Source organism: Janthinobacterium sp. J1-1, assembly GCF_030944405.1.
GTDB lineage: Bacteria > Pseudomonadota > Gammaproteobacteria > Burkholderiales > Burkholderiaceae_D > Janthinobacterium.
Genome location: NZ_CP132339.1, coordinates 2914617 through 2938571 on the forward strand (window position 1 = coordinate 2914617; position 23955 = coordinate 2938571).

Annotated in this window: 21 protein-coding genes; 14 read left to right on the plus strand and 7 right to left on the minus strand. The window is 61.7% G+C overall.

What is annotated here, in order from left to right:
- Positions 1-54: 54 nt before the first annotated feature.
- Positions 55-1557 (plus strand): acetyl-CoA hydrolase/transferase family protein, encoded by a 1503-nt coding sequence (locus tag Q8L25_RS13210; protein WP_308925258.1) that lies wholly within the window; start codon positions 55-57, stop codon positions 1555-1557.
- Positions 1558-1581: 24 nt separating this feature from the next.
- Here Q8L25_RS13210 and Q8L25_RS13215 read toward each other — a convergent pair whose 3' ends face one another.
- Together Q8L25_RS13215 and Q8L25_RS13220 are read right to left on the minus strand one after the other, a co-directional pair.
- Positions 1582-1920, minus strand: a complete 339-nt coding sequence (locus tag Q8L25_RS13215) for a hypothetical protein (RefSeq protein ID WP_308925259.1) — start codon at positions 1918-1920, stop codon at positions 1582-1584.
- A 90-nt stretch (positions 1921-2010) separates the two neighbouring features.
- Positions 2011-2679 carry a TetR/AcrR family transcriptional regulator gene (locus Q8L25_RS13220; protein ID WP_308925260.1) on the minus strand — a complete coding sequence of 223 codons (669 nt, stop codon included), beginning with the start codon at positions 2677-2679 and terminating at the stop codon, positions 2011-2013.
- A 310-nt stretch (positions 2680-2989) separates the two neighbouring features.
- Between Q8L25_RS13220 and Q8L25_RS13225 the strand changes: the two genes are divergently transcribed.
- Both Q8L25_RS13225 and Q8L25_RS13230 read left to right on the plus strand, forming a co-directional pair.
- Positions 2990-4111, plus strand: a complete 1122-nt coding sequence (locus Q8L25_RS13225) for a M14-type cytosolic carboxypeptidase (protein ID WP_308925261.1) — start codon at positions 2990-2992, stop codon at positions 4109-4111.
- Between the two features lie 10 nt (positions 4112-4121).
- On the plus strand, positions 4122-4586 hold the full coding sequence (locus Q8L25_RS13230; RefSeq protein WP_308925262.1) for a CYTH domain-containing protein: 465 nt from the start codon (positions 4122-4124) through the stop codon (positions 4584-4586).
- A gap of 68 nt (positions 4587-4654) precedes the next feature.
- Here Q8L25_RS13230 and Q8L25_RS13235 read toward each other — a convergent pair whose 3' ends face one another.
- The 5 genes from Q8L25_RS13235 to Q8L25_RS13255 all read right to left on the minus strand — a co-directional run bounded on the left by Q8L25_RS13235 (position 4655) and on the right by Q8L25_RS13255 (position 11607).
- Positions 4655-5908: a DUF2863 family protein gene (locus tag Q8L25_RS13235; protein ID WP_308925263.1), complete on the minus strand. Its 1254-nt coding sequence runs from the start codon at positions 5906-5908 to the stop codon at positions 4655-4657.
- A gap of 213 nt (positions 5909-6121) precedes the next feature.
- The gene (acnA, locus tag Q8L25_RS13240; protein WP_308925264.1) at positions 6122-8842 is read right to left on the minus strand and encodes an aconitate hydratase AcnA; all 2721 of its coding nucleotides are present in this window, start codon (positions 8840-8842) and stop codon (positions 6122-6124) included.
- A 90-nt stretch (positions 8843-8932) separates the two neighbouring features.
- Complete coding sequence (locus tag Q8L25_RS13245) at positions 8933-9484, minus strand: hypothetical protein (protein WP_308925265.1); 552 nt, start codon at positions 9482-9484, stop codon at positions 8933-8935.
- Between the two features lie 13 nt (positions 9485-9497).
- Positions 9498-10496, minus strand: coding sequence for an aldolase/citrate lyase family protein (locus tag Q8L25_RS13250; protein WP_308925266.1), 999 nt, complete (start codon positions 10494-10496; stop codon positions 9498-9500).
- Positions 10497-10617: 121 nt separating this feature from the next.
- On the minus strand, positions 10618-11607 hold the full coding sequence (locus Q8L25_RS13255; RefSeq protein WP_308925267.1) for a malate dehydrogenase: 990 nt from the start codon (positions 11605-11607) through the stop codon (positions 10618-10620).
- A 305-nt stretch (positions 11608-11912) separates the two neighbouring features.
- On the opposite strand from Q8L25_RS13255, the gene Q8L25_RS13260 reads away from it, so the two are divergent.
- The 11 genes from Q8L25_RS13260 (at position 11913) to odhB (ending at position 23935) form a co-directional block, all read left to right on the plus strand.
- Positions 11913-12779 carry a GntR family transcriptional regulator gene (locus tag Q8L25_RS13260; protein WP_308925268.1) on the plus strand — a complete coding sequence of 289 codons (867 nt, stop codon included), beginning with the start codon at positions 11913-11915 and terminating at the stop codon, positions 12777-12779.
- Between the two features lie 315 nt (positions 12780-13094).
- Complete coding sequence (gene sdhC / locus Q8L25_RS13265; protein WP_152250053.1) at positions 13095-13517, plus strand: succinate dehydrogenase, cytochrome b556 subunit; 423 nt, start codon at positions 13095-13097, stop codon at positions 13515-13517.
- A 2-nt stretch (positions 13518-13519) separates the two neighbouring features.
- Positions 13520-13885 (plus strand): succinate dehydrogenase, hydrophobic membrane anchor protein, encoded by a 366-nt coding sequence (gene sdhD / locus Q8L25_RS13270; protein WP_308925269.1) that lies wholly within the window; start codon positions 13520-13522, stop codon positions 13883-13885.
- A gap of 2 nt (positions 13886-13887) precedes the next feature.
- The gene (gene sdhA / locus Q8L25_RS13275) at positions 13888-15669 is read left to right on the plus strand and encodes a succinate dehydrogenase flavoprotein subunit (protein ID WP_308925270.1); all 1782 of its coding nucleotides are present in this window, start codon (positions 13888-13890) and stop codon (positions 15667-15669) included.
- A 9-nt stretch (positions 15670-15678) separates the two neighbouring features.
- Positions 15679-16389: a succinate dehydrogenase iron-sulfur subunit gene (locus Q8L25_RS13280; protein ID WP_308925271.1), complete on the plus strand. Its 711-nt coding sequence runs from the start codon at positions 15679-15681 to the stop codon at positions 16387-16389.
- A gap of 127 nt (positions 16390-16516) precedes the next feature.
- The gene (locus Q8L25_RS13285) at positions 16517-16798 is read left to right on the plus strand and encodes a succinate dehydrogenase assembly factor 2 (RefSeq protein ID WP_034752073.1); all 282 of its coding nucleotides are present in this window, start codon (positions 16517-16519) and stop codon (positions 16796-16798) included.
- Between the two features lie 121 nt (positions 16799-16919).
- Positions 16920-18224 (plus strand): citrate synthase, encoded by a 1305-nt coding sequence (gene gltA / locus Q8L25_RS13290; protein ID WP_308925272.1) that lies wholly within the window; start codon positions 16920-16922, stop codon positions 18222-18224.
- Between the two features lie 54 nt (positions 18225-18278).
- The gene (locus Q8L25_RS13295; RefSeq protein ID WP_308925273.1) at positions 18279-18707 is read left to right on the plus strand and encodes a helix-turn-helix domain-containing protein; all 429 of its coding nucleotides are present in this window, start codon (positions 18279-18281) and stop codon (positions 18705-18707) included.
- Between the two features lie 226 nt (positions 18708-18933).
- Positions 18934-19473: an NAD(P)H-dependent oxidoreductase gene (locus Q8L25_RS13300; protein WP_308925274.1), complete on the plus strand. Its 540-nt coding sequence runs from the start codon at positions 18934-18936 to the stop codon at positions 19471-19473.
- 283 nt (positions 19474-19756) lie between these two features.
- On the plus strand, positions 19757-22609 hold the full coding sequence (locus tag Q8L25_RS13305; protein ID WP_308925275.1) for a 2-oxoglutarate dehydrogenase E1 component: 2853 nt from the start codon (positions 19757-19759) through the stop codon (positions 22607-22609).
- Between the two features lie 69 nt (positions 22610-22678).
- Complete coding sequence (gene odhB / locus Q8L25_RS13310) at positions 22679-23935, plus strand: 2-oxoglutarate dehydrogenase complex dihydrolipoyllysine-residue succinyltransferase (protein WP_308925276.1); 1257 nt, start codon at positions 22679-22681, stop codon at positions 23933-23935.
- Positions 23936-23955 lie beyond the last annotated feature (20 nt).

Genomic DNA, 23955 nt, shown 5'->3' on the forward strand with positions numbered 1-23955 from the left:
TATGGCGCGCATGTATGACCGCCATGTATTTCAAGAATAACCAGGAGTCTTTCGATGTATCAGGATCGCATACGCCACCCGGGCTTGCTCGATAAAATCATGAGCGCCGACCAGGCAGCCACCTTGTTCCAGAGCGGCATGCGTGTCGGCATGAGCGGCTTTACCCGTGCCGGCGACGCCAAGGCCCTGCCGCGCGCACTGGCCGAGCGCGCCCGCCAGGAACCATTTAGCCTGACCTTGATTACCGGCGCCTCGCTGGGCAACGGCAGCGACGGCCTGATGGCCGAGGCCGGCGTGCTGGCACGCCGCATGCCGTTCCAGGTCGACCCGGTCTTGCGCGGCAAGATCAACCAGGGCGAGGTGATGTTCATCGACCAGCATCTGTCGGAAACGGCCGAGCAGCTGCGTTCGGGCAACCTGGCCGCCGTCGATATCGCCGTCATCGAGGCGACCGCGATCACGGCCTTTGGTGCCATCATTCCGACCATGTCGGTCGGTAATTCCGCCGCGTTCGCCCAGCAAGCGACGCAGGTGATCATCGAGATCAACCTGTCGACGCCGCTGGCGCTGGAAGGCTTGCACGACATTTATATTCCACAGACCCTGCCGGGCCGCGAGCCGATTCCGCTGACCCGGGTCGACCAGCGCCTGGGCGGCACGGCGATCGCCATCGATCCCGCCCGCATCGCCGCCATCGTCATCACCGACAGCCCGGACAGCCCGTCGAACGCCTTGCCGCCGGACGCGGAAACCCAGGCGATCGCCGGCCATGTGATCGCCTTTTTGCAAGGCGAAGTGGCGGCCGGGCGCATGGGGCCGGAACTGCTGCCCTTGCAGGCCGGCATCGGGACGATTGCCAACGCCGTGCTGCATGGCCTGATCGGCTCGCCTTTCCGCAACATGACGATGTATTCGGAAGTACTGCAGGACAGCGCCATCGAACTGCTGGACTCGGGCCAGCTGGCGTTTGCGTCGGCTTCGTCGATCACCCTGTCGGCCGCCGTGCATCAAAAGCTGATGGACAATATCGACCATTACCGGTCAAAAATCGTGCTGCGCCCGCAGGAGATCAGCAACCACCCCGAGATCGTGCGCCGGCTCGGCATCATCGCCTTGAACACGGCGCTGGAGTTCGATATCTACGGCAACGTCAACTCCACCCATGTGTGTGGCACGCACATGATGAACGGCATCGGCGGCTCGGGCGACTTTGCGCGCAACGGGCAGGTATCGATGTTTGTCAGCAAGTCGGCCGCCAAGGGCGGGCGCGTGTCGAGCGTGGTGCCGATGGTCTCGCATGTGGACCATACGGAACACGATGTCGATGTGCTGGTGACGGAATGGGGTTATGCCGACCTGCGCGGCCTGGCGCCGCGTGAACGGGCGCCCCTGATCATCGCGCGCTGCACGCATCCGGATTACCGGGACCAGCTGCGCGCGTATTACGACGCGGCCTGCCAGTGTGGTGGTCATACGCCGCATATCCTGGAGCAGGCGCTGTCATGGCATGCGCGCTACCAGGAAACGCAGACCATGCGCGAAGCGTCAAACGGTTAATATTAAACGATTAATATTGATCGATTAATACATCCGCAACGCCCGGGCGCCCAGGCCCAGCAGGGCGAACGTGGTGGTGGCCTGTATGCCCATGAACCACAGGAAATGGGCGTTCATGGCCTTGCGGATGGCCGACAGTTCGCCGCGCACTTCGATGATTTCAGTGCGCAGCTCGCCGCGCAGCTGGGTAAAGTCCGAGCGCACGCCGAGCAGCTTGTCGCTCGGGCGCTGCTCTGTGGTTTTCAGCATCATCTGCTCGTGTTGTAGGTCGGTTTCCATTCTGGTCAAGCGCGCCTCCATCCGGATATCGTTGTCGCTGGCGCGTTGTTTGTCAAGCCGTGCGTTGGCAAAAGTGTCGCTCATGGCGCACTCCTTGATGAGGGGAAAGTCGCCGGAATATATATACGACTTGATCAATGTCCGCCTTTTTCGACTTGCCGGGCTTGCGCTGGGTCAAACGGGAAGCTCTGGCTGGAAGCGCAGCCGTATGCCTTCCGTGACGACCGCCAGCAAGTCGTCCAGGTACGGGCCCGGTTCCATGTGCGGCGTCCACGGATCGCCTTCGTCCATCACGATGCGCAGCGATACCAGGCCGTGCAGCGCCTGCCAGAAGATCTGCGTCATCGCGTGCAGCGCCGCCTCGCCCGCGCGGACCTGGCCGCTGTGCGCCAGTTCGCCGAACAGGTGCAGCGCGTAGGCGTATGGGTCCTGCTCGATATTGCCGTGCTCGACTTCCACCGCGGCGATGGCGGCGTGCGGGCGCAGTTCCATGAACAGCAGCGCGTATTCGTCGCGGTGGCGCAGGCCGTACTGCACATAGGCGCGCCCCACCAGGCCTATGCGCTCCCAGGTGCCGGTGCCGGCTTCGCTGGCGCTGCGCATGGCGTGCACCAGGGCCAGCAAGTCCTTGTCCATGGCCTGACCGATCAGGGTGGCCTTGTCGCGGAACAGGGCGTACACCACGGTGGTGGAAAAACCGGCCGCTTCCGCCACCTTGCGGATCGAGACGGCACGCGCGCCGCCTTTCTTGATGAGGTCCTTGACCACGGCGATGATATGTTCGCGGCGTGCCTGCGCTTCGCGCAGTTTTCTTTCCTGGATATTGCTTAACTTCTTATCCACACTCTTTCCTGATGATCACTAAAAAAAGGAATTATAGGGCGCGGCATGGGCCTGGAATGTTTCCAGTCTTGTTACAAATCATTTTTTTATACGGTTGATGCCATTGCTGGCCGTTTTTTTGCGGCCCGGCCACGCAGTTTGCCAACAATGCCCCTGAATGGTGCGAAAAATCGCCGGCCAGGCTTTGCGAATGGGGGCAAAGGGCGGAAAATGGCGGGATCGCTTACACTGCGTTTTTGCCGTTGCGGCGCGCTCCAGCAGACCGCGCCGTGGCACTGACAACGCCTTTATATCTCTACGGGATCGTTACATGACCATTAAAATCAGCCAGAACTTCGACTCCGGCGCCATCGAGGTGGTGAACGCCGCCAGCGCGGGCGCCATCGACCTGAAGTTGCGCAAGGACAGCCACGCCGACATCCACCAGTGGTTCCACTTCCGCCTGCAAGGCGCGCGCGGCCAGGCCTGCACCCTGCGCTTCCTGAACGCCGGCCAGGCGACGTATCCGGCCGGCTACGAGGGCTACCAGGCCGTGGCCAGCTACGACAGCGAAAACTGGTTCCGCGTGCCGACCGCCTTCGACGGCCAGGTCATGACGATCACGCATACGCCGGAACTCGACAGCGTCTACTACGCCTATTTCGAGCCGTACTCGTGGGAACGCCATCTGCGCCTGCTGGGCGAAGTGGCCGAGCATCCGCTGGCGCGCGTATCCGACCTGGGCAGCACGGTCGATGGCCGCGACATGAACCTGGTCACCATCGGCAACCCGCAGGCGGAAAAGAAAATCTGGATCATCGCCCGCCAGCACCCAGGTGAATCGATGGCCGAATGGTTTGTCGAAGGCCTGATCGACTCGCTGCTGGACGACGCCAACCCGATCGCGCGCAAGTTGCTGCAGCGCGCCGTGTTCCACATCGTGCCGAACATGAATCCCGATGGTTCGATCCGCGGCAACCTGCGCACCAATGCGGCCGGCGCCAACCTGAACCGCGAATGGATGACGCCGTCGCTCGAGTCCAGCCCGGAAGTGCTGTGCGTGAAAAACAAGATCCACGAAACGGGCGTCGACATGTTCTTCGACATCCACGGCGACGAAGCGCTGCCGTACAACTTTGTGGCCGGCAACGAGATGCTGGAAAACTTCACGCCGGAGCAAGCGGCGCACCAGCAGGCCTTCATCGAGCGCTACAAGCAGGCCAGCCCCGACTTCCAGGACAAGTTCGGCTATGCCGCCAGCAAGTACAAGTCCGACATGCTGACCCTGGCGTCGAAATACATCGGCCACCATTTCCAGTGCCTGGCGCTGACCCTGGAAATGCCGTTCAAGGAAAACGCCGACCTGCCCGACCCGGCCGTGGGCTGGAACGGCGCGCGCAGCGCGGCATTGGGCGCGGCCATGCTGCAGCCGATCCTGCTGTCGCTCGATTGAGGACGTGATCATGGGCGTCGAGATCGAACGTAAATTCCTGCTCGCCAATGACGGCTGGCGCGAGCTGGCCGACCCGGAACTGCTGCGCCAGGGCTATCTGTCGTCGACGCGCGAACGCGTGGTGCGCGTGCGCATCGAGGGACACCACGCCATGCTGACCATCAAGGGCGCGAACGTGGGTAACAGCCGTGGCGAATGGGAGTATCCGATTCCGCTGGCGGACGCCAAGGAACTGCTCGACGGCCTGTGCGAGCAGCCGCTGATCGAGAAATACCGGCGCCGCATCATGTATGCGGGCATGGTGTGGGAAGTCGACGAGTTCCTGGGCGCGAATGCCGGCCTGGTGGTGGCCGAGATCGAGCTGCACTCGGAAGACCAGCCGTTTGAAAAGCCGGACTGGATCGGCGTGGAAGTGTCGGATGACGCGCGCTATTACAACGCCAACCTGATACGGCATCCGTATTCGCAATGGTGATCATCAGATAGTGGCTTGAAATGCAAAAAGGCGGAACCTCGGTTCCGCCTTTTTTACGCCTGCATCAATTAATGAAAGTGCTCGGTGCCCTGCGGCGTATCCTCGGGCATTTCCGCATGCGCCAATTCGCCGACCGGGTCGGCAAACAGCGGCGCGCCGCAGTCGTCGCAGTATTCGCCCACATAGCGTTCGGCATGGCGCTTGATCTGCGTGATGCCGGCCGCGTTCAGGTGCTCGATGATTTCATCGACCGGCGTCTTCTGCTTGTCGAGCGCGGCGATGCCGACCTGGATCAGGCCTTCGATCGGCGTGCCGTCCTCGTCCTCCTGGCCGTACAGCGGCCAGACGATGCCGTAGATCACTTCCGGCGCCTGGCGCAGGGTGAACGCGATCCGGTATTCGTCGACCTGGCCGTCGGCCGACTCTTCGCCGAAGCCGGCGATCACGGCGCGCAGTTCCGACGGCTCGATCGCCAGGGTATGCGTCAGGTAGTGCACGGCGGCGCGCACCGAGACCGGACGGATCAGCTTGTCCGCTTCGCGGCAGGCCACGTAATACGCTTCCGGCAGCAGCAGCTCCAGGCCGCAGCCGGGCAGCAGGCGGGCGATGGTCGGCGTGGCCTGGGTGCGCCATTGGTCCAGGGCCGCGCTGCGTTCGGCGATGAAGTCGTTCTGCACCGCCGGCACCTGCCAGCGGAACAGCGGCGCACCGGCAGGGGCCACCACGGCCACCAGCAGGTAGCGCGTATCGGCCAGGAACGGCGCCGTCTCCGGCTCTTTCGTCGATGGCTTGAGGGTCGAACCTTTCAGGGCCGCCTGCGCCAGCTTTTGCGTCTTGGCATAGGTTTCGACATGGCTGCGCGGCAATTGGTCGATCGAATAGAGGGTGGGCGCCATCGCCATTTTGGTGCCGTCGGCCAGCAAGTGGGCGGCAAAGTGCGCCGACAGCACGCCGTGCGCGTCGCCGGCCATCGGGCCGGAGGCGATCGAAAAGCGCGTCCAGGCCAGGATAGGCACGGCCACGAGCAGCGCGTCGTAGCGCACGTCTTCATGGATGATGACGGTCGATTCGCTGACGGCTTCGACGCCGTCCATCAGCACGTCATAGGCGTTCAGGTCTTCCTTGAACAGGTTGCCCAGCGTGTTGTCGATGGTGTCCTGGTGGCCGGTCTTGAGTAACTTCTGGAGATGCGTATCCAGGCTGTGTTCCCAGGACCGCTCTTCGAGACGGCTCGCTGCCTGGACGATCGCCTGGGCAAAGGTGACCAGGCGCTGGCTGTCGGCAGTCAGTTTATGGGATGAATCTTTGGAAGGACGACGCATAGCGGGATAAGAGTCTCGGAAAGTGAAAAAAATGGATCAGTCAAACAATGATAACCCTTATAACCGTATTGTAGAGGATAAGGCCACACGGATGCACAAGCAGAATGCAGATCATGGCGCTTGCGGCAATTTCAAGCCTGGCGCGAATAAAACAGGCGAAAAAAAACGCCGGTCGAGACCGGCGTTTTGTTCACTACGCTGGCGCTGTATCGATTACTCGGCCAGCAATTGGCGCAGCACGAATGGCAGGATGCCGCCGTGCTTGTAGTAATCGACTTCGATCGGGGTGTCGATACGCAGCAGCACGGCCACTTCCTGCGAGCTGCCGTCGGCGCGGTGGATCACCAGGGTCGCCAGTTGCTGCGGCTTGATCTCGCCTTCCAGGCCTTTCAGGTCGAACGTTTCCTTGCCGGTGATGCCCAGGGTCTGCACGCTGTCGTCGCCGATGAATTGCAGCGGCAACACGCCCATGCCGACCAGGTTCGAGCGGTGGATGCGTTCGAACGAACGGGTGATCACGGCTTTCACGCCCAGCAGCTGGGTGCCCTTGGCCGCCCAGTCGCGCGACGAGCCGGTACCGTACTCTTCGCCGCCGAACACCATGGTCGGCGTGCCTTCGGCCACATACTTCATGGCCGCGTCGTAGATCGACATCTGTTCGCCGGAAGGCTGGTGGATCGTGATGCCGCCTTCGACCGCCGAGCCGTCCGCCTTGGCAGGGATCATGCGGTTCTTGATGCGCACGTTGGCAAAGGTGCCGCGCATCATGATTTCATGGTTGCCGCGGCGTGAGCCGTAGGAGTTGAAGTCCGCTTTCAGGACGCCGTTTTCCTTCAGCCATTTGCCGGCCGGGCCGTTTTCCTGGATCGAGCCGGCTGGCGAGATGTGGTCGGTGGTGATCGAGTCGCCGAACACGCCCAGTGCGCGCGCGCCTTCGATGCCGGTGGCCACGGCCGCTGGCGTCATCGAGAAATTGTCGAAGAACGGCGGTTCCGCGATATACGTCGATTTCGGCCAGTTGTAGACCTGGCCCGACACGGTGGTGACTTTTTCCCACAGCTTGCCTGGCGCGCCCTTGACGTCGGCGTAGTTGTCCTTGAACACCTTGGCGTTCATGGCGAACTTCATCATGGCCGACACTTCGGCCGAGGTTGGCCAGATGTCGCCCAGGTAGATATCCTTGCCGCCCTTGCCCTTGCCGACCGGTTCTGTCATCAGGTCGCGCGTCATGTTGCCGGCGATGGCGTAGGCCACCACCAGCGGCGGCGAGGCCAGGAAGTTCGAACGGATGTTCGGGTGGATGCGGGCTTCGAAGTTGCGGTTGCCCGACAACACGGCCGAAGCGACGATATCGTGGGTGGCGATGGCCGCGTTCAGTTCCGGCGTCAGGTCGCCGGCATTGCCGATACAGGTGGTGCAGCCATAGGCGGTCACGCCGAAGCCCAGTTTTTCCAGGTAGGGCAGCAGGCCGGCGGCGGTCAGGTATTCGGTCACGACGCGCGAGCCGGGCGCCAGCGAGGTCTTGATGTGGGGCGCCACTTTCAGGCCCGCTTCGACGGCTTTTTTCGCCAGCAGGCCGGCGGCCAGCATCACGCTCGGATTCGAGGTGTTGGTGCACGAGGTGATCGCGGCGATCAGCACGTCGCCGTTCGACACTTTCACGCCGTTGGTGGTTTCGTACACGGCGGCCAGGTCGTTTGGATTCTTGTTGAAGCCGTTTTCGGTGGTCGGCTTGGCGAACAGTTCGGCGAAGTTCGCTTTCACGTTGCCGATTTCGATACGGTCCTGCGGGCGTTTCGGGCCGGCCAGCGACGGGGCGACCGATGCCAGGTCCAGCTCCACCACGCGGGTGTAGTCGATCTCGCCGGCTTTTGGCACGCCGTACAGGTTCTGCGCCTTGAAGTAGCCCTGGAAGGCATCGATTTCAGCCTTGCTGCGACCAGTGCCCTTGAAGTAGTCGATGGTGGCGTCGTCGACCGGGAAGAAGCCCATGGTGGCGCCGTATTCCGGTGCCATGTTGGCGATCGTGGCGCGGTCGGTCAGGGTCAGCGACTCGGTGCCCTCGCCGAAGAACTCGACGAACTTGCCGACGACTTTCTCTTTGCGCAGCAGTTCGGTAATCGTCAGCACCAGGTCGGTGGCGGTGCAGCCTTCGCGCAGCGCGCCCGACAGGTTCACGCCAATCACGTCCGGCGTCAGGAAGTAGACTGGCTGGCCCAGCATGCCGGCTTCCGCCTCGATGCCGCCCACGCCCCAGCCGACCACGCCGATGCCGTTGATCATGGTGGTGTGCGAGTCGGTGCCGACCAGGGTGTCAGGATAGTACACGTCGCCGGCTTTCTTGCCGGTGCTGTGCACGCCGCGCGCCAGGTATTCCAGGTTGACCTGGTGCACGATGCCGAAGCCCGGCGGCACCACGCCGAAGGTGTCGAAGGCCTGCATGCCCCATTTCATGAACTGGTAGCGCTCGTTATTGCGCGAAAATTCCAGCTTCATGTTCAGGTCCAGCGCTTTCTTTTCGCGGTAGTGATCGATGGTCACCGAGTGGTCGACCACCAGGTCGACCGGCACCAGAGGCTCGATCTTCTTGGCGTCGATACCCATCTTGGCGGCCACGTTGCGCATCGCGGCCAGGTCGGCCAGCAATGGCACGCCGGTGAAGTCCTGCAGTACCACGCGCGCCACCACGAACGGAATCTCGTCGGTGCGCTCGGCGGTCGGGCCCCAGCTCGCCAATTGCTTGACGTGTTCTTCGGTGACCTTCTTGCCGTCGCAGTTGCGCAGCACCGATTCAAGCACGATGCGGATCGACACCGGCAGGCGCGAGACATTAATGCCCAGGCTTTTTTCCAGTGCTGGCAGGGAATAGAGCTGTCCCTTTTTGCTGGCTGAAATATTAAAGTCCTTGAGCGTGTTCAAAGTGTTGCGGGACATGACCTCTCCTTGTTGGGTATCGTCTGTTGATTGATTATTCAGGGTACAAAACATGACTGAGTCCCCGGCCGGGGACTCTTGCCGCGTACATCAGCCGCCGGCAGGTTTGACTACCCCCAGCGATACCGGCGCTTCGGTCGCCAGCGTCGGTTTGGCCTGCTCCGCATCCTTGCATTCATTGGCCAGCTGGCGGTTCTGCTTGGAATCGAGCAGCATGCCTTTGGCCGGGATGCCGATCCAGATCAGTCCGTACAAGCGGTTTTCAAAACGGTGGGCACCGGTGGTGGTGCCGACCCGGCTCAGGCGGTGCAGCCGCTTTTGCCAGCGCAGGGCGATATGCGAGTCATCGGTCGCATTGCTGTAGATGGTGATTTTATTGCCAAGTTCGCAATTGAATTCGGTGGTGGCCGAGCCGGTGGTGTCCGGTTCGTCGGCTTCCTCGTTTGGCTCGGCCGGCATGGCGATCGGTTTCACGGCCTTGGCCGGCGCTTTCGCCTTGGCCTTGGTGGTCTTCACGGCTTTGGCGGTCTTGGCTTTGGCGGGAGCCTTGGTGTCGGTGGCGGCGTAGCTGGCCGGCGCCAGGGCCAGCGTCATGGCGCCCAGCGCGACGCTGCAGGCCAGGGCTAATTTGGAGAGGGACATCGTGGTATTCCTGTCAGTTTTCGGTGGTGCTGGTCGAGGGCGGATTCAGTAATGCAGCGGCCGCCTCGGGCAGGCCCAGGCCCGCCAGCTTGGCGCGTTGCAAAACGGTCCAATAATATCGGTAGCTGGCGCGGTCATGCAAGCGGCCATTCTGCGCGATCGGTCCCCAATTGGCGCGCAGCGCCTCGTTGAGGATATTGCTCGCTTCATTCACCTCGGACAGGCGGGGCGTGAAGGCCTTGATGATGGGCTTGATCTGGTCGGGGTGGATGCTCCACATGCGCGTGTAGCCGAACTCGGCCGTCGCGCGCTGGGCGTCGTTGGCCACCACGGCCGAATCGCGCACGTCGGTGGTCACATTGTGCGACGGCACCTTGCCATGGGCGTGGCAGGCGCTTGCCACTTCCAGCTTGGCGCGCACCACCAGCGGATGCGTGAACTGGCCCGGCGTGCGCATGGCCGCGGCCGGCACGGCGCCGTAGTGGGACGAGACAAAATCCATGATGCCGAACGACAGGCATTCGACCTGGGGCAGGGCGGCGATCGCATACGCGTCGCGCAGCGCGCCGTGGGTCTCGATCAGGATGTGCACCGGCAGGTTGTCGCGGCCGGCGCGGCGCGCGTGCAGGTTGATCAGGTCGATCGCCAGCATGGCGTCCTGCACGCTGTTGACTTTCGGCACGGCGATATACGCGATGCGCTGGGCGGCAGCGCAGACGATTTCCACGTCGCGCGCGAAAAACGGGCTGTCGACGTCGTGCACGCGCACGCCGATGCGGTTGAACTGGTTGCCGTCGCTGGCCAGCAGTTCGGCCACCATCTGCGCATGGGCTTCTTCATTGCCGGCGCTGGCGCCGTCTTCGCAATCGAACGTGATGTCGAACAAAGGACCAAGCTCTTGTTGCAAAGCAATCGATTTACGCATCAGCTTTTCAGAGCCGGCGTAGTGGTCGCAAGCGGCGAGCAACAGCGGCTGGCGTTTGCCCTGGAATAAAACCTCGGAAGGGTGCATGCTTTAAGACATCTTTGTAGATAAGAACTCATTACTGAAACAGCCGCGCCGCGATAAACGCGGTGCGGCCTTGATGGCGGACGGCACAGTGTACGCTGCGCCGCCGGAACTGGACTGGGAATTACGCCAGCAGGTGTTTCACGCCTTCGCGCTCTTCGGTCAGCTCTTTCAGGGTCAGGTTGATGCGCTCTTGCGAGAATGCATCGATTTCCAGGCCTTGAACGATGGTGTATTCGCCGTTTTCCGTGGTGACAGGGAAACCGAACACGGTGCCTTCAGGGATGCCGTACGAACCGTCCGATGGCACACCCATGGTGGTCCACTTGCCGGCGGTGCCCAGCACCCAGTCATGCACGTGGTCGATGGCGGCGTTCGCTGCCGACGCTGCCGACGACAGGCCGCGCGCTTCGATGATGGCCGCGCCGCGCTTGCCGACGGTCGGCAGGAAGGTGTTGGCGTTCCATTCCTGGTCGTTGATCAGGTCTTTCACGGCCTTGCCGTCGACGGTGGCGAAACGGTAGTCAGCATACATGGTTGGCGAGTGATTGCCCCACACGGTCAGCTTCTCGATATCCTTGACGGCGGTGCCGGTCTTGGCGGCGACTTGCGACAGCGCGCGGTTGTGGTCCAGGCGCAGCATGGCGGTGAAGTTTTTCGCCGGCAGCGATGGCGCCGATTTCATGGCGATGTAGGCGTTGGTGTTGGCCGGGTTGCCGACCACCAGTACTTTCACGTTGCGCGAAGCGACGGCGTCGAGCGCCTTGCCTTGCACCGTGAAGATCTGGGCATTGGCTTCCAGCAGGTCCTTGCGTTCCATGCCCGGGCCACGTGGACGGGCACCGACCAGTACGGCCACGTCGACATCCTTGAAGGCGGTCAACGGATCGGAGTGGGCGGTCATTTCCGTCAGCAGCGGGAAGGCGCAATCGTCGATTTCCATCATCACGCCCTTGAGCGCCTTCTGGGCCTTTTCGTCCGCGATTTCAAGCAATTGCAAGATAACAGGCTGGTCCTTGCCGAGCATGTCGCCGTTGGCGATGCGGAACAACAGGGCGTAGCCGATCTGGCCGGCGGCGCCGGTCACTGCAACACGCATAGGGGTTTTTGCCATGATGAATCTCCAAAAATAGGAAAGAAAACGGAATTGAAGCCGGGCTTACGCTTGTTCGGAAAAACTGTAATGATACCAAAACCGGCTGCTGCCACCGATTTGCCGGTGGTGCGCGCCGTCGCGTCCCTGCTGTTTCAGGCCAGAGTGGCTGGCCAACAACAATAAACGCTGATACACCAGTTTTATCGGGGGCAGTGTAGGCCTCCGATTTGTATCTGTCAATCCTATCTTATGTCTTATATAAGACAGATAACCGTCGGGTTTTTACTGGACGCGGACAGTGATTTGTGTTGAAATGTCGGACTATGAATTCCGCCTCGTCCAATCTGACCAACAATGCCACTGCTGCAAGCGGGGCGGTCAGTCCGACCGCGGACGCACCGGTCCCACCGAATCCGCCTGCCGCCGCCGTGACGGCGCCAACGCCGACGCACACTCCCGCCGCCACCGCCGCGTCGCCCACCTTCAGTCCTTTGTATCAGCAGATCAAGGCGCTGATCACGCAAAGCCTGCAATCGGGCGAGTGGAAGCCGGGCGAGCTGATCCCCAGCGAAGTCGAACTGGCCGGCCGTTTCAAGGTCAGCCAGGGCACGGTGCGCAAGGCGATCGATGAGCTGGCCGCCGAAAACCTCGTCATGCGCCGCCAGGGCAAGGGCACGTTCGTGTCGACCCACCACGAGGCGCGCGCGCATTTCCGCTTCCTGCGCCTGGTGCCGGACGAAGGCGTGCCGCATTATCCCGAAAGCAAGTTCATCGAAGTCAAGCGCGTGCGCGCGCCGGCCGACGTGGCGCGCCTGATGGAGCTGAAATCGGGCGACGCCGTCATCTTCATCAAGCGGGTGCAGTATTTCGACGGCGTGCCGACCGTGCTCGAAGAGCTGTGGTTGCCCGGCCTGATCTTCAAGGGCCTGACGGCCGAGCGCCTGGTGGAATACAAGGGGCCGATGTACGGCCTGTTCGAAACCGAATTCGGCACGCGCATGATCCGTGCCTCCGAGCAGATCCGCGCCGTCTGCGCCGATGCGGGCGCGGCCCATTTGTTGAATGTCGAGGCGGGTACACCCTTGCTCAGTTCCGAGCGCGTGTCGTTTACGTATGGCGACAAGCCGGTGGAATTGCGCCGCGGCCTGTACCTGACCAGCCGCCACCATTATCAGAATGAACTCAGCTGAAGCCGCGGGGCGCCAGGCGCCCGAACAAGCGGACAGGCTGACGTCCATCGTTTGAAAAGTGCCCACCGCGAGGCGGGCATTGGAGACAGCAGAAATCGCAGGCAAAGCGCGGCCCGCCAGGCATACGCCACCGGCGGGTCGTTTTTTGCCAGCGTTTCTGTAATTAAATTACGTGAACTACGGAAAGTAGCGCGGGATTGTGTAGTAAAAAACCATTTTGGTTATATGTAACAATAGATATTGGTACGGCTTGCGAAAATCGGCGAAAATCGCGGCTTCCAATATTTAGTTCAGTTCAAAGGGGAGGTTTTTGTTATGTCTGAAGCCGTAAGAGAAGTACCAAAAAAAGAACGGCCGCAATTCCGTAACATTCATGTTACCGAATTGTCGAACTACCGCATGGCGGTTGGCGCCATCGTCTCGATCCTGCATCGTATCAGCGGATTCATCATTTTCGCCCTGCTGCCGTGCATCCTGTACATGCTGGAACTGAGCCTGCGTTCCGAAATGTCCTACGCTTACTTCCAGGGCATCGCCTCGCACTGGTTTGTCAAGCTGATCACGCTGGGCCTGGTCTGGGCCTTCCTGCACCACTTCTGCGCCGGCATCCGCCACCTGTTCATGGACGTGCACGTCGCCATCGAAAAAGAATCGGCCCGCAAGACCGCTTCGTCCGTGCTGGTGGTCAGCCTGGTGCTGACCGCCCTGGTCGCTTTGAAACTGTTTGGAGTATTTTAAACATGGCAGACAATAACATCGGACCGAAACGCCTCGTCGTCGGTGCCCATTACGGCTTGCGCGACTGGCTGGCCCAGCGCGTCACCGCCATCGTCATGGTGGCCTATGTCGCCATCCTGCTGGTCTCGTTCCTGACCGGCCAGAACTTCAGCTATGAAGGCTGGGCCGGTCTGTTCGCTCAGCAATGGTTCAAATTATTCAGCCTGGTAACGTTCCTGGCGCTGTTTTACCACGCATGGGTCGGTATGCGCGATGTCTGGATGGACTACGTGAAAGCCACGGGCCTGCGCCTGGCTCTGCAAATTGCCACCATGCTGTGGTTGATCGCTTGTGCCGGCTGGACGGTACAGATACTCTGGAGTGTGTAATCGTGGCAGCATATAAATCTGCAATTCCTACCCGCCGCTTTGATGCGGTGATCGTTGGCGCCGGCGGTTCCGGCATGCGCGCGTCGTTGCAACTGGCCGAAGCCGGCCTGAACGTCGCTGTACTGTCGAAAGTTTTCCCGACCCGCTCGCACACCGTGGCGGCGCAGGGCGGTATCGGCGCGTCGCTCGGCAACATGGCCGAAGACAACTGGTTCTGGCACATGTTCGACACCGTCAAGGGTGGCGACTATCTGGGCGACCAGGATGCCATCGAATTCATGTGCCGCGAAGCACCAAAAGTCGTGTACGAGCTGGAACACTTCGGCATGCCGTTCGACCGCAACCCTGACGGCACGATCTATCAGCGTCCGTTCGGCGGCCATACGGCCCATTTCGGCGAAAAGCCGGTGCAGCGCGCCTGCGCGGCAGCCGACCGTACCGGTCACGCCCTGCTGCACACGCTGTACCAGCGCAATGTGCGCGCACGTACCCACTTCTTCGTCGAATGGATGGCGCTGGACCTGATCCGTGACGCCGACGGCGACGTGATCGGCGTGGTTGCGCTGGAAATGGAAACCGGCGAATGCATGATCCTGGAAGCCAAGACGACCGTGATGGCCACCGGCGGCGCAGGCCGTATTTTCGCCGCCTCGACCAACGCCTTCATCAACACCGGTGACGGCATGGGCATGGCGGCACGCGCCGGCCTGCCACTGCAGGACATGGAATTCTGGCAGTTCCACCCGACCGGCGTGGCCGGCGCGGGCGTCCTGATCACCGAAGGCGTGCGCGGCGAAGGCGGCATCCTGATCAACTCGGAAGGCGAACGCTTCATGGAGCGCTATGCGCCGACCCTGAAGGATCTGGCGCCGCGCGACTTCGTCTCGCGTTCGATGGACCAGGAAATCAAGGAAGGCCGCGGCTGCGGTCCGAACAAGGACCACGTGATGCTGGACCTGCGCCATATCGGCGCCGACACCATCGCCAAGCGCCTGCCGTCGATCCTGGAAATCGGCCACAAGTTCGCCAACGTCGACGCCACCAAGGAACCGATTCCTGTCGTGCCGACGATTCACTACCAGATGGGCGGCATTCCAACCAACATCCACGGCCAGGTCGTCACCCCGACCGGTCCTGATAACTCGGCAAAAGTCGTCAACGGCCTGTACGCGATCGGCGAATGCGCCTGCGTGTCGGTGCACGGCGCCAACCGCCTGGGCACCAACTCGCTGCTCGACCTGGTGGTCTTCGGCCGCGCGGCCGGCAACCACATCGTCAACAGCGGCCTGAAAGCCAGGGAAAACAAGCCCTTGCCAGCCAATGCCGCCGATTTCGCCATGGGCCGCCTGGCGCGCCTGGAAAACTCGACCGGCACGGAAACCGTGCAGGGCGTGGCGAACGAGATTCGCGCCACCATGCAGAAATACTGTGGCGTGTTCCGTACCGACGCGATGCTGGACCAGGGCGTGGTTGAAATCATGAAGCTCGACGAGCGCCGCAAGCATGTGTCGTTCAAGGACAAGTCGATGGTGTTCAACACCGCCCGCGTGGAAGCGCTGGAACTGGACAACCTCATCGAAACGGCGAAAGCGACCATCGTCTCGGCCGCGGCGCGCAAGGAATCGCGCGGCGCCCACGCCCAGGACGATCACCCGACCCGCGACGACGACAACTGGATGAAGCACACACTGTGGTATTCGGAAGGCAACCGACTGGAATACAAGCCGGTCGTGACCAAGCCGCTGACGGTAGATACCTTCAAACCGAAACCACGTACTTTCTAAGGCTATACCATGGCACGTACTCTCAAATTCAAAATCTACCGCTACGATCCCGACCAGGATGCCAAGCCGTACATGCAAGACCTGACGGTCGAACTGAAAGACACCGACAAGATGCTGCTCGACGCACTGCAGCGCATCAAGGCGGACGTCGATGACTCGCTGGCCCTGCGCCGCTCGTGCCGCGAAGGCGTGTGCGGTTCGGACGCGATGAACATCAACGGCAAGAACGGCCTGGCCTGCACCACCAACCTGAACGAGCTGACCGAGCCTATCGTGCTGCGTCCGCTGCCAGGCTTGCCGGTGATCCGCGACCTGATCGTCGACATGACGCAATTCTTCAAGCAGTACGATTCGATCAAGCCGTTCCTGATCAACGAATCGATCCCGCCTGAAAAAGAGCGCCTGCAAACGCCGGAACAGCGCGAAGAGCTCGATGGCCTGTACGAGTGCATCCTCTGCGCATGCTGCTCCACGTCGTGCCCGTCGTTCTGGTGGAATCCGGACAAATTCGTGGGGCCAGCCGGCCTGTTGCAAGCCTACCGTTTCATCGCCGATTCGCGCGACGAAGCCACCGGCGCGCGCCTGGACAACCTGGAAGATCCGTACCGTCTGTTCCGCTGCCATTCGATCATGAACTGTGTCGACGTTTGCCCGAAAGGTTTGAACCCGAACAAGGCGATCGGCAAGATCAAGGAATTGATGGTACGCCGCGCGATCTGATCGTTCAGAACGTATCCCGCCGGCGCCGCCCCGGCAGGGCAGGGGAGTGGCCCCTGTCCTGCCGGGTGGCGCCGGCAAAGCAGTACCGTGCCGTTTTTTGACGACACGCGCAAGATGGTAAAACCCAATGACAGAATCAATTTTGTCCTCGCATCAGGCCGACCCGGCCAACCGCGCCCGCCTGCGCTGGCGCTCGCGCCGTGGCCTGCTGGAAAACGACATTATCCTGACCCGTTTTCTCGATGCGTATGAAACCGAATTGACCGACGAAGAAGTCGACGCGCTGACGCGTTTGCTCGATTTGTCGGACAATGCGTTAATGGATCTGGTACTGGCCCGTAAAGAGCCGGAAGGCGAAGTCGATCTGCCGCATGTGCGCGCACTGCTGCAACGACTGCGCATTGCCTAGACGCCTGGGCGATATATTGCAAACGGTGCGAGTGGCGCGCTGTAGCTCCGCAAGACGCGGGGCGAATTGCAGCCAGAATTTTTGATTTTAATTTCGACTCACTCCCGAGAAGGAAGAGCCCATGAATACCTCTGACACAAAAGCTACCCTGTCGTTCTCCGATGGCAGCCCATCGCTTGAATTTCCGATCTACAAAGGCACCGTCGGCCCGGACGTCATCGACATCCGCAAGCTGTACGCCGGTAGCGGCAAGTTCACCTACGACCCAGGCTTTATGTCGACCGCCTCGTGCAACTCGTCGATCACCTACATCGACGGCGACAAGGGCGAACTGCTGTACCGTGGTTACCCGATCGAACAGTTGGCCGTCAACGCCGACTTCATGGAATCGTGCTACCTGCTGCTGAACGGCGAACTGCCGAACGCCGAGCAGAAAGCCAAGTTCGTCGACACCGTCACCAAGCACACCATGGTGCACGAGCAGATGCAATTCTTCTTCCGTGGCTTCCGCCGCGACGCGCACCCGATGTCGATCCTGGTCGGCACCGTCGGCGCGCTGGCCTCGTTCTACCATGATTCGCTGGACATCAACGACCCGCGCCACCGCGAAGTGTCGGCCATCCGCCTGATCGCCAAGATGCCGACCCTGGTCGCGATGACCTACAAGTACTCGATCGGCCAGCCGTTCACCTACCCACGCAACGACCTGTCGTACAGCGCCAACTTCATGCACATGATGTTCGCCAATCCGTGCGAAGACTACAAGGTCAACGACGTGCTGGTGCGCGCCCTGGACCGCATCCTGATCCTGCATGCGGATCACGAGCAGAACGCTTCGACCTCGACCGTCCGCCTGGCCGGTTCGTCGGGCGCCAACCCGTTCGCCTGTATCGCTGCCGGTATCGCCTGCCTGTGGGGCCCCGCACACGGCGGCGCCAACGAAGCGGCACTGAACATGCTGAAGGAAATCGGCACCGTCGAGAACATCCCTGCCTTCATCGAACAGGTCAAGGACAAGAACTCGGGCGTCAAGCTGATGGGCTTTGGCCACCGCGTGTACAAGAACTTCGACCCGCGCGCCAAGCTGATGCGTGAAACCTGCTACGAAGTGCTGGCCGAACTGGGCCTGCAGGACGACCCGCTGTTCAAGCTGGCGATGGAACTGGAAAAGATTGCACTGAACGACGAATACTTCGTCTCGCGCAAACTGTACCCGAACGTCGACTTCTACTCGGGCATCGTGCAGTCCGCACTGGGCATCCCGGTATCGCTGTTCACCGGTATCTTCGCCATGGCCCGTACGATCGGCTGGATCGCGCAGTGGAACGAAATGATCGCCGATCCGGAACAGAAAATCGGCCGTCCGCGTCAATTGTTCGTCGGTTCGACCACGCGTGAAGTGCTGCCACTGGACAAGCGCGCATAAGTTTTGCGACTGTCACTGCCGGGCCTTCGGGTCCGGCGCAAAAAAGCGAGCCTGATGGCTCGCTTTTTTTATGCGCCGAAACCCTGGCTGACAGCCGCCAGGCTGGTATGCTCACCGTGGATCAACAGCAAGCGGAACGTGATGAACGAAGAAACCTGCGCCCCCGGCGGCGTGGCACTGGGCGAGACGGGCTTTGGCCATACCTTGTCGCTGATCGGCGGCAAGTACAAGATGCTGATCCTGTATGCGCTGGCGGAACACAAGGTGCTGCGGCATAACGAGCTCAAGCGCCATCTCGGGGGCATCGCCTTCAAGACCCTGAGCGTGGTCCTGAAAGAGCTGGAAGCCGATGCGCTGATCGTCCGCAAGGAATACCCGCAAGTGCCGCCCAAGGTTGAATATTTCCTCTCAAGCAAGGGGGCATCGCTGATCCCCGTGCTCAACACGCTGTGCGAGTGGGGCGAACGGCACAGGCCCACCTAGCAGCGACGGACAATGGCAGGGCTGGGCGGCTGGTCGCGCACGAGTAACTTACTTTTCTTCCTGTATGAGCATTGAATGTGCGTACTTGTGAAAAGTACTCGCCAGGGCTATGCTGTTTTTGCCTCTGCGGGCGCGACCCCGCGCCACGGGGCAGGGTACCGGCTTGCCTGCTTTTCCGGGGCGGAGGACTGGTGCCCACCGATTCCCTTCTCATGAAAGCAGCAATATGAAAACCCTGGTTCTCGTTTTTCATCCCTCGATCGGCACCTCGGTCGCCAACCGGCGCTGGCTGCAGGAAGTGGCGCTGCAGCCGCAGCGCTACACCATCCACGATGTGCAGCAGGCCTACCCTGACGGCCAGATCGACGTGGCGCGGGAGCAGGCGCTGGTCGAGGCGCACGGCAGCGTGGTGCTGCAGTTCCCCGTGTACTGGTTCAACTGTCCGCCGCTGCTCAAGAAGTGGCTCGACGAGGTGCTGGCGCATGGCTGGGCCTACGGCACCGGCGGCAACGCCTTCCGCGGCCGCAAGGTGGCCCTGGCCGTCACGGCCGGCATACGCGAGCAGGACTTCACGCCGCAGGGCAAGTGGCGCACCACCCTGGCGCAGCTGCTGGCGCCGTTCGACGTGACCCTGGCCTATATCGGCGCCGAGAAGCGCCCGTTCTTTGCCTTCTACGGCGCCGAGGATGGCCCGTCGGAGCAGGGCTATGCCGAGCGGCTGGGGCGCAGTGCGCAGGACTATGTGCGCTTCCTGTCCGCACTCTGAGCCGGTTGCGGCGGGATGGGGCGGTGCGCCATTCGCATCAGCGCAACAATCAGGCCCGCACGCCCCGCAAAGCTTACATTTGCTTGCCAAATAAAAGTCAGGCGGCGGTTGTTGCGTTACAATACCGCGTGCTATTCTAAATGACGGTATGCAGAATGCTGGTGCAATAAACAAGCCCTTCCCCACAACTTGATGTGCAATCCGCTAACCGGTCAGGCCGTGTCGCGGAAGGTTAGATTAACCCGCTAATTCCTCGCGAAACGCGAAGAGAGGTGAGCAATATATGCAGCAATTAACGACCAACTCCTACCTGTTCGGTGGGAATGCTCCGTACGTGGAAGACCTGTACGAAGCGTATCTGAACAATCCCGGCTCGGTACCTGACAACTGGCGTGCCTACTTCGACGCCATGCAGCACGTGCCTGCCGTCGACGGCACCAACAAGCCCGACGTCGCCCACGCTTCCGTGGTTGCCTCGTTCGCCGAGCGCGCCAAGGCCGGTCCGATCCGCACCGTGACCGCCTCGTTCGATGCCGAAATGGGCCGCAAGCGCGTCGCCGCCACCCAGCTGATCGCCGCTTACCGCTACCTCGGTTCGCACTGGGCCAACCTGGACCCGCTGCAACGCCAGGAACGTCCGATGATCCCGGAACTGGAACCGAGCTTCTACGGTTTCAACGATGCCGACATGGACACCGTGTTCAACATCAGCAATACCTATTTTGGCCCCGAGACCGCCACCCTGCGCGATCTGCTGAACTACCTGCGCGATACCTACACGCGCTCGATCGGCGCCGAATTCATGTATATCTCCGACCCGGCCGAAAAGCGCTGGCTGCAAGAGAAACTCGAATCGATCCGCTCCACCCCGAATTTTTCCGCTGAGAAAAAAGTCCACATCCTGGACCGCCTGACGGCAGCCGAAGGCCTGGAACGCTATCTGCACACCCGCTACGTCGGCCAGAAGCGCTTCTCGCTCGAAGGCGGCGAAACCTTTATTGCCTCGATGGATGAAACCATCCAGCGCGCCGGCGAAAAAGGCGTGCAGGAAATCGTCATCGGCATGGCCCACCGCGGCCGCCTGAACGTGCTGGTGAACACCCTGGGCAAGGCGCCGCAGGAACTGTTCGAAGAGTTCGAAGGCAAGCACGGCGACGACCTGCCGGCCGGCGACGTGAAATACCACCAGGGCTTCTCGTCCGACATCTCCACCGCAGGCGGCCCGGTCCACCTGTCGCTGGCGTTCAACCCGTCGCACCTGGAAATCGTCAACCCGGTGGTCGAAGGTTCCGTCAAGGCCCGCATGGACCGCCGCGGCGACGCGCAAGGCGCGCAGGTTCTGCCTATCCTGGTGCACGGCGATGCCGCTTTCGCCGGCCAGGGCGTGGTCATGGAAACGCTGAATCTGGCGCAAACGCGTGGCTACCACACCGGCGGCACCGTGCACATCGTCATCAACAACCAGATCGGTTTCACCACCTCCGACCCGCGCGATGCGCGTTCGACCCTGTACTGCTCGGACGTCGTGAAAATGATCGAAGCGCCGGTACTGCACATCAATGCCGACGATCCTGAAGCCGTGGTGCTGGCGACGCAGATCGCGCTCGACTACCGCATGGAATTCAAGAAGGACATCGTCCTCGACATCATCTGCTACCGCAAACTGGGCCACAACGAACAGGATACCCCTGCGTTGACTCAGCCTTTGATGTACAAGAAGATCGGCCAGCATCCAGGCACCCGCAAGCTGTACGCGGACAAGCTGGTGGCGCAGGGCGTGATTCCTGCCGATGGCGGCGACAAGATGGTGGCCGCCTTCCGCGACGCCATGGACGCCGGCAAGCACACGGTCGACCCGGTCATCTCGAACTTCAAGAACAAGTACGCGGTCGACTGGCTGCCGTTCCTGAACAAGAAATGGACCGATTCGGCCGACACCGCCGTGCCGATGACCGAACTGAAACGCCTGGCCACCCGCATCACCACCGTGCCGGAAGACTTCAAGGTCCACTCGCTGGTTGAAAAAGTACTGGGCGACCGTGGCACCATGGGCCGTGGCGAAATGAACCTGGACTGGGGCATGGGCGAACACCTGGCCTACGCGTCGCTGGTTTCGTCCGGCTACGCGATCCGCCTGACCGGCCAGGACGCCGGCCGCGGCACGTTCGTGCACCGTCACGCTGTGCTGCACGACCAGAACCGCGAGCGCTGGGATGCGGGCACCTACATCCCGCTGCAAAACGTGTCCGACAGCCAGGCACCGTTCACCGTCATCGACTCGGTCCTGTCCGAAGAGGCCGTGTTGGCCTTCGAATACGGCTACTCGACCGCCGAACCGAACACGCTGACGATCTGGGAAGCCCAGTTCGGCGACTTCGCCAACGGCGCGCAAGTCGTGATCGACCAGTTCATCAGCTCCGGCGAAGTGAAATGGGGCCGCGCTTCGGGCCTGGTCATGATGCTGCCGCACGGTTACGAAGGCCAGGGTCCGGAACACTCGTCCGCCCGTCCGGAACGTTTCCTGCAGCTGTGCGCTGACAACAACATGCAAGTCGTGCAGCCGACCACGGCCGCGCAGATCTTCCACCTGCTGCGCCGCCAGATGGTGCGCCAGTTCCGCAAGCCTCTGGTGATCATGACGCCGAAGTCGCTGCTGCGCAACAAGGACGCCGGCTCGCCGCTGACCGACCTGGCCAAAGGCAACTTCCAGACCGTGATCGGCGAAGTCGACGAGAAAATCGACGCCAAGAAGGTCAAGCGCGTGATCGCCTGCTCGGGCAAGGTCTACTACGACCTGGTCAACGCACGCAAGACGCGCGGCCAGACCGACACGGCCATCGTGCGCCTGGAACAGCTGTATCCGTTCCCGCACAAGTCGTTCGCTGCGGAACTGAAAAAGTTCCCGAACCTGGTCGAAGTGGTATGGGCCCAGGACGAGCCGCAAAACCAGGGCGCCTGGTTCCAGATCCAGCACAACATCTTCGAAGGCCTGGAAGCCGGTCAACGCCTGGCCTACGCCGGCCGTCCCGCTTCGGCATCGCCGGCTGTCGGTTACTATGACAAGCACTACGCCCAGCAAAAAGATCTGCTGGAAACGGCGTTCTCGAAGCTCAAGGGTTTTATCCTTACCAAGTAAGTTGATGACGGAGCGCCGCCACTGCTACGCAGCGGCGGCGCCGCAATAACAAAATAAACGGAGTTTTACATGGCACAAATCGAAGTCAAAGTACCCCAGTTGTCGGAATCGGTTGCGGAAGCAACCCTGTTGGCATGGCATAAAAAAGTCGGCGAGCCAGTCGCGCGCGACGAAAACATGATCGATATCGAAACCGATAAAGTGGTACTGGAATTGCCGGCACCAGCCGCCGGCGTGATCGTGCAAATCATCAAGGACAACGGCGCCACCGTGGTGGCCGGCGAAGTCATCGCCATCATCGATACCGAAGGTTCGGCCAAGGTCAGCCCGCTGGAAGTGTCGGCCATCCCTGCGCCAGCGCTGGCCGCCGCCGCGCAAGATGCATCGACCGCCTCGGCGCCTGCCGCAGCCACCAAGGGTGACGTGGCGATGCCTGCCGCCGCCAAGATCCTGTCCGAAAAAGGCCTTGCCGCCGGCGACGTCGCCGGTTCCGGCAAAGATGGCCGCGTGACCAAGGGCGACGCCCTGGCCGCCTCCGCCAAGCCTGCCGCCGCCGCGCCTGCGCCGGTTGCCGCCAAGCCGGCCCTGCAGCAAGTTGCCGCACCTGGCGCCGCCAGCCTGGGCGACCGTCCGGAAGAGCGCGTGCCGATGAGCCGCCTGCGCGCGCGTATCGCCGAGCGCCTGCTGCAATCGCAATCGACCAACGCCATCCTGACCACGTTCAATGAAGTGAACATGGCGCCCGTGATGGAACTGCGCAACAAGTACAAGGACAAGTTCGAGAAAGAGCACGGCGTCAAGCTGGGCTTCATGTCGTTCTTCGTCAAGGCCGCCGTCGCCGCCCTGAAAAAGTACCCGATCATCAACGCCTCGGTCGATGGCAATGACATCGTCTACCACGGCTACTTCGATATCGGTATCGCGGTCGGTTCGCCACGCGGCCTGGTGGTGCCTATCCTGCGCAATGCCGACCAGATGTCGATCGCCGAGATCGAAAAGAAAATCGGCGAATTCGGCGCCAAGGCCAAGGAAGGCAAGCTGACCCTGGACGACCTGACCGGCGGCACCTTCTCGATCTCGAACGGCGGCACCTTCGGTTCGATGCTGTCGACCCCGATCATCAACCCGCCACAATCGGCCATCCTGGGCGTGCATGCGACCAAGGACCGTGCTGTCGTGGAAAACGGCCAGATCGTCGTGCGTCCGATGAACTACCTGGCCATGTCGTATGACCACCGCATCATCGACGGCCGCGAAGCCGTGCTGGGCCTGGTCGCGATGAAGGAAGCGCTGGAAGATCCGGCACGCCTGCTGCTGGACCTGTAATACCACGTTCGCCCCGGCGC